We start from the raw sequence: 11,996 nt of genomic DNA, 5'->3' as shown, positions 1-11,996 counted from the left end.
CAGGACGGCGCGAATTTAGCCTTTCTTCTTACATCAAGGCGCTTGTGCTTTTGTTCTTTCCCCGTAAGTCGCAGAAAAACAGCAGCAGGAATCCTTCTAAGATATAGAAGAAACACACGCCTATTCTTTGGGACGTGTGTTTTTCATCATTCTGTAGATTTCATAAAACATCAATAATACTAAAGATATAAAAGAGGAGATAAGTAATGACAAGCTGATAACGCCTAGCCCCATGCCTTCCCAGCCACCGATCACAAAACTTAAAGCAAATAATGCTAAGCTTATTAATAATATTATAATAGGGACGAGTACTCTTTTCCTTTTGAAAAGCAAAAATGAACCAATCGTTATGAATAAAGCTAAGCCAGCTGTTGCGAAAGAGAAGGTTGAAATCCCATCCATTTTAATCTCTCTCCTATCAGTACAAGCATATCCTAAAATTATCTAAAGCTCACGCACGCTCCAAACGATTTCACCGCGATCGTCCCATGTGCTGCGGTGTCGTTCAAAGCCTAATTTTTCAAGCACTCGGAAGGAGGCAATATTCCATGACCGTACAGTAGCCCAGAGTCTGCGTCGTCCAGTGGCGATGGCGGCTTCTAAAACAGCAGATGCGGCTTCAGTCGCATATCCGTTACCGTGCACTCGCTGAAATAATTCATAGGCGATCTCGGGCTCTTCCAATGTGGATCGACCGATAATCAACCCACAATAGCCAATGAAGTCACCTTCATGTTGGCGTCGAATCGTGAGTAGGCTAATCTCATTTTCTGGGGCTTTGTCGCGCAAACGAATGATGTTGTTACGTGCAGTGTCAAGGGGCGGCATTCCTGCACCTCGTTCACTCACAAGTTCCCTATACCATGATGTATCGGATTCCTCCCACATACTTAATAAGAGTCGTTCTGTTTTGATCTCGATATCCATAGGTGCAAAGTTTCCTGTCATTGTAATCAACCTCCTTGTCAATTTACTCTAGCTTTTTGAAAGTGATGACAAGTTTTTTAATTCATTTGAAAACTATCTGATTTTTACTATTATTTTTCCCTTAGCTCTCCCCGACTCTGCATATTCCATCGCCTTTTGAGCATCTTGAAAAGAAAAGGTTCTGTCAATTACAGGTTTAATTTTGCCAGACTCGATAAAGTTTGCGATATTCCGTAATTGATCGCCACTTGGCTTCATAAACAAAAATGTATAGTCAACATTATGTTTTTTTTCAAGTGCGGTCAGTTTATAGCTTGCTGCTGAGAACAATAACGTTTTAAACATTCCTGAACCATATTCTTTGGCAAAACGAGCATTCGGCATTCCTGAAACGGAAACAATTTTCCCTCCGTCTTTTATAATAGCAAATGATTTTTCGAGTACCTTACCCCCAAGTGTATCAAATACTGCATCATAATTTTGCAATATCTCTTCAAATTTCTCAGTTTTGTAATTAATAATTTCATCTGCACCAAGAGATTTTACTAAACTCGCACCAGCTTCACTTGCAGTCGTTGCAACAGTGGCACCCATTAGTTTTGCCAGTTGAATAGCAAAGGTACCGACACCACCAGCTCCAGCTTGAATCAAAATCTTTTGTCCTGCTTGTAAGTTTAAAATGTCTGTTAGGGCTTGATATGAGGTTAACCCAACAAGTGGGATCGAAGCTGCTTCCTCAAAACTCAAATTCTTAGGCTTTAAGGCGATGTCATCTTCGTGTATTGAAATATATTCTGCAAAAGTACCGATGTTACTCTTACGTGGGCGAGCGTATATTTCATCACCAACTTTAAAGCGAGTTACCTTTGCCCCAACCTTTGCCACGACACCAGAAAAGTCATTACCTAGGATCAGAGGCATCTGATAGGTAAGTAATAATTTCATTTTCCCATCGCGTATCTTAAAATCAATCGGATTAATACTTGCTGCATGGATTTCTGCAAGAACCTCATCTTCAGCGATCTCAGGGGTTGGCATTTCTGCCAAACGCATTGGGACCCTCCCATATCGATCAATTACCATTGCTTTCATCATCTATACCTCCAAATAATCTATAATTTTCACTTGATGTTCTTCATTAACTCTTCAATATCCGAAACAAGCGTTTTTAATACACCTAATTTTGTACGTACATCAATAGAATAAAAGTTTTTTGTACCTTCTTTACGCACTAAAATAATCCCGGCCTCTCGTAAAATCTTCAGGTGATGTGACACAGCAGGTCGAGAAAGATGTGTTTGTTCAGTGATTTCACCGACACGTAATCCCGTTTGACAATCCGTCCCTATTAAAACTAACAAGATCGATTGCCTTGTTTCATCCCCAATTGCCAATAGTACCTTTTGGCAATCAATAAAATCTTCTTTAATCCTATTTAGTTGATCCTCTTTATTCATTCGATGAAATACCTCCATGATCCGTTGAATCGTTTAAGTTAATGAACCATTATGCTGAATATAACCATAGTATATTAGTGAATGCAATGCAATATTGAGAAAGAAAATCGAGACGAATGAAAAAGCGTAGGAGGGGCTGGTCGAACATAATTAAGGACAAATAATGCACTGCCTTAACGGAGGAAATATGCGAAGACTCTTGCGGGAAGTGAGAGTTCGGCAAGACCCCGGAAGACTGAGGAGGCTTGCAACTCGCCCGCGGCAAGGGAGCCTTTTTGGCGATTTTCGACTTTTGGGACAACCTCTTTTAATCTAATTCGTTATTTTTGAATAAAAATAGAAAAAACCTATTGCTCAATTTTAAAATTTATGTATAATAATCTGGTGGTAAACTTTAAGTTGTGTATAAGTAAACTTTATTGACATGAAGTTTACTATCATTAAACTAAAATGAGGTTTTTTAACATGCAAATCGGGAAGAAAATTAAAACATTGCGATTGAAAAAAGGGTTGACGCAAGAGGAATTAGGAGAAAGAACGGATTTAAGTAAAGGGTATCTTTCTCAGCTTGAACGAGACTTAAGTTCTCCTTCCATGGAGACCTTTTTTGCGATTTTAGAAGTGTTAGGCTGTACACCGAAACAATTCTTTGATGAAGAAGAACGAGAACAGCGGGTTGTGTATGAGGAAGAAGTGCAAACAGATTATAAGGATGAGGAAAAAGGCTATGAAATGACATGGCTTGTCCCCGAATCCAATGAAATGGAAATGGAGCCGATTTGGTTAACATTAAGCGAAGAAGGGGAGTTTAAGGAATTCGAACCCTCTTTATCTGAGACTTTTGCTTATGTATTGAAAGGAGAGGTCATGATCACACTTGGAAAGAGGACTTATTTTGCAAAAGCAGGGGAATCGATCTACTTCCAAGCCTCTGATACACACCAAATTAGCAATGTATATAAAGGTTTAAGTGAATTAATCTTGGTCGCAACAGATTCTTATTTGTGAAACGACCAAACTGGAAGAGACGGAGGGAACAAACGTGACAGAACAAGCAATCATACGTTTTGAACATGTATCAAAATACTTTGACGATGATCTGATATTAGATGATGTGTCTTTTGAAATGGAACGAGGGAAATTTTATACACTATTAGGGCCATCGGGATGTGGGAAGACGACGATATTACGCTTAATCGCTGGGTTTATTGAACCAACGAAAGGAAATATTTTCTTTAATGGAAAGAAAATCAATCGAATTCCTGCTAATAAACGTCAGGTCAATACTGTATTTCAAGACTATGCGCTGTTTCCTCATTTAAATGTGTTTGAAAATGTCGCTTTTGGTTTGCGGATTAAAAAGTTGAAAAACAATGTGATTGAGGAAAAGGTAAAACAGGCCTTAAAATTTGTTAATTTATCGGGTTATGAAAAGAGAGAGATCACTGAAATGTCTGGTGGGCAAAGGCAGCGTGTCGCGATTGCCCGAGCCATTGTCAATGAACCTGAAGTGATTTTATTAGATGAGCCATTGTCCGCTTTAGATTTAAAACTGCGCACAGAGATGCAATATGAACTGCGTGAGTTACAGCAACGTTTGGGAATTACCTTTATTTTCGTGACCCATGATCAGGAAGAAGCACTGGCAATGTCAGACGAGATTTTTGTATTAAATGAAGGGAAGATTCAGCAAAGTGGACCCCCAATTGATATTTATGATGAGCCGATCAATCGCTTTGTTGCCGATTTTATCGGGGAATCAAATATTGTTTCTGGGAAGATGATTGAAGATTTCTTGGTCGAATTTACCGGAAAACAATATGAGTGTGTAGACCAAGGATTTCATGCGAATGAACCAGTGGACATTGTCATCAGACCAGAGGATTTAGAAATTACGACTTTGGAACTCGGTAAATTTCATGTCACTGTTGATACTCTTTTATTTCGAGGCGTTCATTATGAAATAGTTTGTAATGACCAAGAAGGAAATAGTTGGTTGGTTCACTCGACGAAAAAAGCGAAGCCAGGAGACAAAATTGGCCTTTACTTTGATCCTGAGTCCATCCATGTTATGCGTTTAGGGGAAACAGAAGAAGAATTTGATAAGCGTTTAGATGCCTATGATGAGGTGCGCCATGCAGAGTAAGAAAATGCGCAATATTTATTTAATCCCATATGTGCTTTGGATTGTTCTATTCGTTGTCACCCCTATTTTATTAGTGGTGTATTACTCCTTTTTTGATATTGAAGGAAATCTCACACTCAGTAATTATCAAAAATTCTTTACACCTGTCTACTTAAAAATGACGCTTAGTTCTTTTTGGTATGCTTTTTTGATTACCGTATTTTGTTTACTGATTTCTTATCCAACTGCTTATCTATTAACAAAAGCAAAGCATAGGCAATTATGGCTTTTGCTGATCATTCTGCCATCATGGATTAATTTATTATTAAAAGCCTATGCCTTTTTAGGCTTATTCGGAGCTTATGGTCCGGCAAATCAGCTATTAGATGTCATTGGCATTGGCTCACGGCAAATTCTCTTTACGGATTTTAGCTTTATCTTTGTTTCTGTTTATATCTTTATCCCTTTTATGATTTTGCCGATTTATAATGCATTAGAAAAGCTTAATCCATCCTATATTTATGCAGCGAGTGATCTTGGTGCGAGTGCATGGATGACATTTAGACGAGTCATTTTTCCTTTGACATTAAAAGGAGTGAAATCAGGTTGTCAGGCTGTTTTTATTCCGTCTCTTTCTTTATTTATGATTACAAGATTAATTGCTGGAAACCGTGTGATCACATTGGGTACCGCAATTGAACAGCATTTTCTTATCACACAGGATTGGGGAATGGGCTCAACAATCGCTGTCTTTTTAATCATTGCGATGGCAATTATTATGATTCTAACGGGTCAGCGAAAGCGGGGTGACTTGGCATGAAGGGGAAAGCAAAAATAGCCAATCTTTATTTAGTGTTCGTCTTTTTTGTTCTTTATGCACCGATTGTATATCTTATGTATTACTCCTTTAATAGTGGCGGATCGATGCGGAGTTTTGAAGGATTTACTTGGGAGTATTATCTCAATGTTTTTAAAGACACGCGGTTAATTATTATTGCGTTAAATACATTGGTGATTGCTCTGCTTTCGGCCGCGATTTCTACCATCCTTGGTATTTTTGGGGCGCTTGCGATTATGTATGTAAGAAAAATGCAGACAAAACAAACTTTGCAAACCTTAAATAATGTGTTGATTGTCAGTCCAGATGTTATCATCGGTGCATCCTTTTTGATTATGTTTACAATGGTTGGAATAAAGCTCGGGTTTACATCTGTCTTGCTCTCCCATATCGCTTTCAGTGTGCCGATTGTCGTGATTATGGTATTGCCAAAATTACAAGAGATGAGCTCCACATTGATTGATGCAGCGAAAGATTTAGGGGCGACCAATTGGGATGTTCTATCGAAGGTGATTTTACCTTATATCACTCCAGGCGTATTTGCGGGATTTTTTATGGCATTAACCTATTCATTGGATGATTTTGCTGTGACCTTTTTTGTTACAGGAAATGGCTTTTCTACGCTTTCTGTAGAAATTTACTCACGGGCACGTCAAGGGATTTCTTTAGAGATCAATGCTTTGTCGACCCTAATTTTTTTCATTACGCTTGTGCTCGTTTTAGGATATTACTACGTGAACCAGCGCAATGCTAAGCCATCTGCTCAAGGGGTGAGAAAATCATGAAGCAAATTGTACGTATTTTTGTTCCTGTGATCATCATTGCATTTGGGCTGATGTATCTTGCCTCACACTTGAATTCAGCTCAAGGCTTTACAGGAGGCAATACGTTAAATGTCTATAATTGGGGAGATTATATCGATCCAGATTTAATTGATAAATTCGAAGAAGAAACAGGAATGAAGGTCATTTATCAAACATTTGATTCGAATGAGGCAATGATGACGAAAATCTCCCAAGGAGGAACAGCGTATGACGTCACGGTTCCATCGGAATACGCGATTAGCAAGATGAAGGAAGAGGGACTGCTGCTTCCACTTGATCACGAAAAAATCCCTAATTTAGAATATATTGATCCTCGTTTCTTGGATTTATCGTTTGATCTCGAAAATGAGTATTCCATCCCTTATTTTTGGGGTACCTTTGGGATTATTTATAATCCGAACATGTTAGATGGGAAGACCTTAACAAACTGGGATGATTTATGGAATCCTGATTTTAAAAACCAAATCTTCCTTGTTGATGGAGCAAGGGAGGTAATTGGACTAGGGTTAAATAGTCTTGGCTATTCTTTGAACGATACGAATAAAGAACATCTATTGGAAGCCAAGCAAAAGCTGGATCAGCTTACACCTAATGTGAAGGCAATCATTGGTGATGAAATCAAGCTTTTACTGGCGAACGAAGAAGCTGCCATCGGAGTGACTTGGTCTGGGGAAGCGGCTGATGTCATGTGGGAAAATGAAAATGTCGACTATGTCGTACCTGAAGAAGGCTCCAATTTGTGGTTTGATAATATGGTGATCCCGAAATCAGCCCAAAATGTAGAAGGAGCATACAAATTCATTAATTTTATGCTCGATCCCGAAAACGCCGCCCAGAATGCAGACTATGTTGGCTACTCTACCCCTAACCAAAAAGCACTGGATTACCTAGATGAAGAGGTCGTGAACGACCAACGTTTTTATCCAGAACCTGAGTTAACTGAAAGGCTAGAGGTATACGATAACTTAGGCAAAAGAATGTTGGCTTATTATAATGACCTGTATCTAGAATTTAAAATGCATCGAAAATAAGGAGAACTTGAAGAGGAAAGAAAACGAACATCCTTCCCTCTTCTTTTCCTTTATAATTGGATGAATACACGACCTCCTTCTTATCAAGACTCGAAGGTTTTGAAAAATATTGAAACAAGTATTTCTATTTCTGCTATAATGAAAGCGTTTAAATTAATGAACTTTGTTATAGATTGTGTAGTAATTTTGCCCATACATAAACTCCTTATAATTTGAGATTTGGTCAAGATTACCAATCTTAACTATAAGGTTTTCTATAGATACGATTTTAGATCATTTCCTCTAGTAAAACATTTAAAAGAGCAACCATTGAAGAAATTAAATGATGATCTACATATAAAATTCTAACTAGGGGTGTAGCTATGTCTTTGGCTATAAAGGAAAGGCTTTCGATTCGTTTTTATAAATATTTTATTTCCTATACAATTTTGATGATGATCATTCTGCTTATTCTAGGGAGTTTACTATACGGAAAGCTTCAAGAAATGCTTAGTGACAATGTCGAAGAGGTAAGTACTTCCATCCTCTCGGAGGTACAAAATATGACTGAGAGCAGGATTAAGGAAATGGAGCGGATTGCGCTGGAAATTCCGCACAATACAAAGTTTACCCCCTATTTACTAGCTAATGGAGGCTACGACAGTTACCAAATGGTTCGAAATATTCGTTCATATGCTGCTGGGAATTCATTCGTATATGATATTGCACTGGCCTATAGCTACAATGAGGAGGTGCAAATTCTTAATTCGCGCGGAAGTTATAGTCTTGCCGATTTTCTTCAAAGGCAGTATCCATCTTGGATGCAGGGCTCTGATATTTTGCAACAGCAAGTAATATCATCACAAGTTCCAACCATGTTTCCGATGGCATCTCTAGCTCCTTCGGATAAAACGAATGAAAAATCTTCTATTTATGTTTATCCGCTTCCTGGTTCAAGTAGTAAAGCACCGCGATTAGTGTTGTTTCTTATTAGAGATCAACAGTTTGTTGGTATGGTTAAGCGAGTCTTTAACGGATATGAGGGCTATTCTTTTTTGTTGGATCAAGATCAAACGCTTCTAGCTTCGACCAATCTAGGCGATCTAAGTGGAAACAGCGAAGACTTGTTGGACGAAATCATTCATCAATCTCCTGAAGCATTATCGATTATTTGGGATAACCAATCATTGTCACTTGTACGTGTAACTTCTGAAAATAATGGATGGACGTATATACTAGCAATGCCTCAGAATCAATTTTTACAGGAAGCTAAGGAACTAAAAAGGATGTTCATGCTAACGGTTTTCGGTATCTTTGCCTTTGGACTTTTTCTTTCGTATTCATTCGCTAGGATTCAATATAGACCATGGAGAAAACTAGCTAGCGCGATTAAACCTAATGAAGGCGTGCAAAAAAGTATACGAGCTGATGAGTATTCACTCGTTACCAGGGCATTTGACTTTTTGGCACATGAAAATAGCATCCTCAATTCACATATGAAAACGAGAAGTCGGTTGCTTAAAGAAAAGTATATTCACCACTTATTGCAAGGGGAATTAACAAGGATGAAAGAAATTGAACATTTACTTGATTCTCCATCTTTTTTAACTGCAAACCCTTACTATGTGGTGGTGATATTTAAAGTGGATGAATACCGATTATATGAAATGAAAACCCGCTCTCATCGAGAGTTGCTAATATTTGGGTTAATAAATATTGTTGAAGAGGTAATTGGAGAGGTTGGTACAGGCCACTGTATTGAGCTTCCAAACCTAAGAAGTGTTGCGGCTGTCATTAATATAAACGATAGCGAGGATATGAAGGGAATCCTTCCTTATCAAGCTCGTAAAGCGATCGAAATCTACGAACAATATTATAACCAATCATTAACGGCAGGGATCGGATCTTTATATGATAGTCTTGAGAGGGTGGGTTTAACCCTGAGGGAAGCAGACCAAGCAGCGCAATATCGCTATTATTTAGGTGGAGGACGTGTTATCACGTACGCTAGTGTGAAGGATAAGGTAAGTAGACAATATATTTATAGAAAAGATATAGGAGATAGGCTTATCCTATCGTTAAAACAAGCAAATAGATCAGAAATGGAACAGAGTGTTCGCGAGATTGCTGCTAGCCTGTTGGAGCAATCGGTAACGCCTGAAAAGGCGAACGAGGTATGGGTGAATATTACGACAACTGTGATGAATAGCTTATATGAAATGAATGAAGATTTAATGGAGTTTTGCCAAGGAGATTTGCGCCACCTTTTTGAAGATGACATAGAACAGTTGAACGAGGTGGAGCTACGCTTGATCGATTTTTATAATAAGTTGTGTCACATTCTCGAGAATCAACGTGAAAGCAAAAATACCGCCTTGCTCAATCAGTTAATAGAATTAGTGAAGCAACGCTATAGGGAAAATACCATCTCTCTTGATACAATTGCAACTGAAGTTTCGCTTTCCCCTTCCTATGTCACACGGTATTTTAAAGACCAAACGGGTTACTCACTTATACAATATATCGATATGCTTCGTATGGAGGAAGCGAAAAAACTTTTGCGAACAACCAATTTGAAAATTGCCGATATTATTGATCAGACGGGATATGTGGATGGGTCTAATTTTCGTAGAAAATTCCGTAAAAGGGAAGGCATGACACCTGTACAATATCGGAAGCTTAGTAGTATAAAAGAATAATATAAAAGCTGCCAAGAATTGATGATCTTTGGCGGCTTTTTTGACTTTTATACTTAGGAATGTAAAGAAAAGCTCGATAAAGACAGTTATGCAAGCTATAAATAGCTCGTTTTTTTGTCGATGTAAAAAAAAGCACTTTGATGACAGAATTACCTGTGTACGAAGGATAAGCGCACAGTCTATACTGAATCCCGAAACAACGATTCTCAGTTGGAAGGAGGGATTTAACCAATGGAAAAAGGAGTGGTACAGAACAGAAAAGTAGTCAATAGACAAGTAGTAGATGGAAAAGTAGTCAAGAAAAAATTGATCAGTAGAATAGTGCAGCATCGAGCACTATACTTTCTACTCTTACCGGTAGTGGCGTATTTTGTTATTTTTCATTATTGGCCAATGTACGGGGTGCAAATTGCTTTCAAGAACTTTTCACCAATCAAGGGGATTACAGGAAGTGATTGGGTTGGTCTTCTTCACTTTGAACGTTTCTTTGATTCCTATTTTTTCTCAAGACTATTCTTTAACACATTAGGTATTAGCCTTTACGAACTAGCGGTTGGTTTTCCAATACCTATCATACTAGCGCTTATGCTGAATGAGGTTCGAAGCAGTAAATTTAAAAGAACGGTACAGACCGTTACCTATGCACCACATTTTTTGTCTACAGTTGTTCTTGTTGGGATGCTTGTTACTTTTTTATCGCCAACAGCAGGTATCGTGAATCATTTTTTATCATGGTTTGGTGTTGAACCGATTTCCTTTATGACAGAACCGTCCTGGTTTAAAACACTGTATGTTGGTTCAAACATTTGGCAGAATGCCGGATGGGGAGCGATCATCTATATCGCGGCACTGGCCAATATTGACCCACAGATGCATGAAGCGGCAATGATGGATGGCGCCTCTCGTCTACAGAGAATCTGGCATATTAATATCCCTGCCCTTATGCCGACTATAACTATTCTTTTTATCCTAAATATCGGGTCAATGATGGGCGTTGGCTTCGAGAAAGTATTTTTAATGCAAAACGATCTAAATATGGAGGCCTCTGATGTATTTTCAACTTATGTGTATCGTAGTGGGATACTTGGTGCGCAATACAGCTTTGCCTCTGCTGTAGGATTATTCAATTCTTTAATTAATTTAATTTTATTGTATAGTGTCAATTTTGCTACGCGCCGAATTAGTGGTAATAGCTTGTGGTAGTTGAGGAGGTTAGAAGATGTCAATCAAGAGTACAGATGATCGGATATTTGGGCTGATCAATGGAGCAATATTGACATGTATTTTAATGATAGTTTTGTATCCGCTTTTATTTGTGGCGAGTGCCTCGATCAGTAATCCTATATTTGTGATTCGCGGAGAAGTATTTCTATTCCCTAAGCAGATCACATTACAAGCGTATGAACAAGTATTTCAGCACAAAGATGTCTGGACGGGTTTTACGAATACGTTGTTATATGCCATTACAGGGACGATGATCAATTTAGTATTAACCGTTTTGGGAGCGTATCCATTATCCCGTAAGACGTTGCCAGGACGTAAGATTATTATGCTTTTTTTATTATTCACCATGTACTTCAGCGGCGGATTAATTCCAACTTACTTAGTCATTAAGAATTTACATCTTATTAATACGTATTGGGCAATGGTGCTACCTGGGGCTGTGTCTGTTTATAATCTTATCGTGCTGCGGACATTCTTTGAGAATATACCTGAAGAACTCCATGAGGCAGCCACGATTGATGGGGCGAAAACCTTGCAAATTCTTGTTCGGATCGTCTTACCATTATCTGTTCCGGTACTTGCGGTCATGGTGTTATTCTATGGCGTTGCTCATTGGAATGCGTTTTTTAATGGATTAATCTATTTATCGGATCGAGATAAATATCCACTACAATTATTCATTCGAGAAATTTTGATTCAAAGTCAGATGCAAGAAATGATGGATATGGAGAGTGATTCTGCAGCATCCCAACTTTTAATGGCAGAAGGGATCAAATACGCACTAATTATGGTGACAAGCCTACCTGTGCTGTTGTTGTACCCTTTGTTGCAGCGATATTTTGTAAAAGGAATTATGATTGGCGCAATTAAAGGATAGACCAATATTGTTGAT

At 38.4% G+C, this 11,996-nt stretch carries 12 protein-coding genes; 8 read left to right on the top strand and 4 right to left on the bottom strand.

Annotation, left to right across the window (positions count from 1 at the left end; all coding sequences use genetic code 11):
- Positions 1-120 precede the first annotated feature (120 nt).
- The 4 genes from IPU53_RS23055 to IPU53_RS23040 all read right to left on the bottom strand — a co-directional run bounded on the left by IPU53_RS23055 (position 121) and on the right by IPU53_RS23040 (position 2,384).
- The gene (locus IPU53_RS23055) at positions 121-402 is read right to left on the bottom strand and encodes a YesK family protein (RefSeq protein ID WP_207453612.1); all 282 of its coding nucleotides are present in this window, start codon (positions 400-402) and stop codon (positions 121-123) included.
- A 42-nt stretch (positions 403-444) separates the two neighbouring features.
- Positions 445-948 (bottom strand): GNAT family N-acetyltransferase, encoded by a 504-nt coding sequence (locus IPU53_RS23050; protein ID WP_207453646.1) that lies wholly within the window; start codon positions 946-948, stop codon positions 445-447.
- Positions 949-1,020: 72 nt separating this feature from the next.
- The gene (locus IPU53_RS23045) at positions 1,021-2,019 is read right to left on the bottom strand and encodes an NADP-dependent oxidoreductase (protein ID WP_207453645.1); all 999 of its coding nucleotides are present in this window, start codon (positions 2,017-2,019) and stop codon (positions 1,021-1,023) included.
- Positions 2,020-2,048: 29 nt separating this feature from the next.
- Entirely contained in the window at positions 2,049-2,384 is a 336-nt protein-coding gene (locus tag IPU53_RS23040; RefSeq protein WP_207453610.1) for an ArsR/SmtB family transcription factor, read from the bottom strand.
- 465 nt (positions 2,385-2,849) lie between these two features.
- Here IPU53_RS23040 and IPU53_RS23035 point away from each other — a divergent pair, with 465 nt between their 5' ends.
- The 8 genes from IPU53_RS23035 to IPU53_RS23000 all read left to right on the top strand — a co-directional run bounded on the left by IPU53_RS23035 (position 2,850) and on the right by IPU53_RS23000 (position 11,981).
- Positions 2,850-3,392: a helix-turn-helix domain-containing protein gene (locus IPU53_RS23035; protein WP_207453608.1), complete on the top strand. Its 543-nt coding sequence runs from the start codon at positions 2,850-2,852 to the stop codon at positions 3,390-3,392.
- A 34-nt stretch (positions 3,393-3,426) separates the two neighbouring features.
- Positions 3,427-4,530: an ABC transporter ATP-binding protein gene (locus IPU53_RS23030; protein ID WP_207453606.1), complete on the top strand. Its 1,104-nt coding sequence runs from the start codon at positions 3,427-3,429 to the stop codon at positions 4,528-4,530.
- Positions 4,520-5,329 (top strand): ABC transporter permease, encoded by an 810-nt coding sequence (locus IPU53_RS23025; RefSeq protein WP_207453605.1) that lies wholly within the window; start codon positions 4,520-4,522, stop codon positions 5,327-5,329. The genes IPU53_RS23030 and IPU53_RS23025 overlap by 11 nt, the downstream gene beginning before the upstream one ends.
- A complete protein-coding gene (locus IPU53_RS23020; RefSeq protein WP_207453603.1) occupies positions 5,326-6,132 on the top strand; it encodes an ABC transporter permease in 807 nt (268 codons plus the stop codon). The genes IPU53_RS23025 and IPU53_RS23020 overlap by 4 nt, the downstream gene beginning before the upstream one ends.
- Positions 6,129-7,202 carry an ABC transporter substrate-binding protein gene (locus tag IPU53_RS23015; protein ID WP_207453601.1) on the top strand — a complete coding sequence of 358 codons (1,074 nt, stop codon included), beginning with the start codon at positions 6,129-6,131 and terminating at the stop codon, positions 7,200-7,202. Before IPU53_RS23020 ends, IPU53_RS23015 begins: the two co-directional genes overlap by 4 nt.
- A 362-nt stretch (positions 7,203-7,564) precedes the next feature.
- Complete coding sequence (locus IPU53_RS23010; protein ID WP_207453598.1) at positions 7,565-9,880, top strand: AraC family transcriptional regulator; 2,316 nt, start codon at positions 7,565-7,567, stop codon at positions 9,878-9,880.
- Between the two features lie 231 nt (positions 9,881-10,111).
- Positions 10,112-11,083 carry an ABC transporter permease gene (locus IPU53_RS23005; protein ID WP_207453596.1) on the top strand — a complete coding sequence of 324 codons (972 nt, stop codon included), beginning with the start codon at positions 10,112-10,114 and terminating at the stop codon, positions 11,081-11,083.
- Between the two features lie 16 nt (positions 11,084-11,099).
- Positions 11,100-11,981 (top strand): carbohydrate ABC transporter permease, encoded by an 882-nt coding sequence (locus IPU53_RS23000; protein ID WP_207453594.1) that lies wholly within the window; start codon positions 11,100-11,102, stop codon positions 11,979-11,981.
- The last annotated feature ends 15 nt before the right edge of the window (positions 11,982-11,996 follow it).

Origin of the sequence: Bacillus sp. SD088, from assembly GCF_017355205.1 — a bacterium.
Classification (GTDB): domain Bacteria; phylum Bacillota; class Bacilli; order Bacillales; family Bacillaceae_C; genus Lederbergia.
The sequence above is the reverse complement of the archived record's forward strand: the minus strand, read 5'-3'. Positions and strand labels throughout refer to the sequence as shown.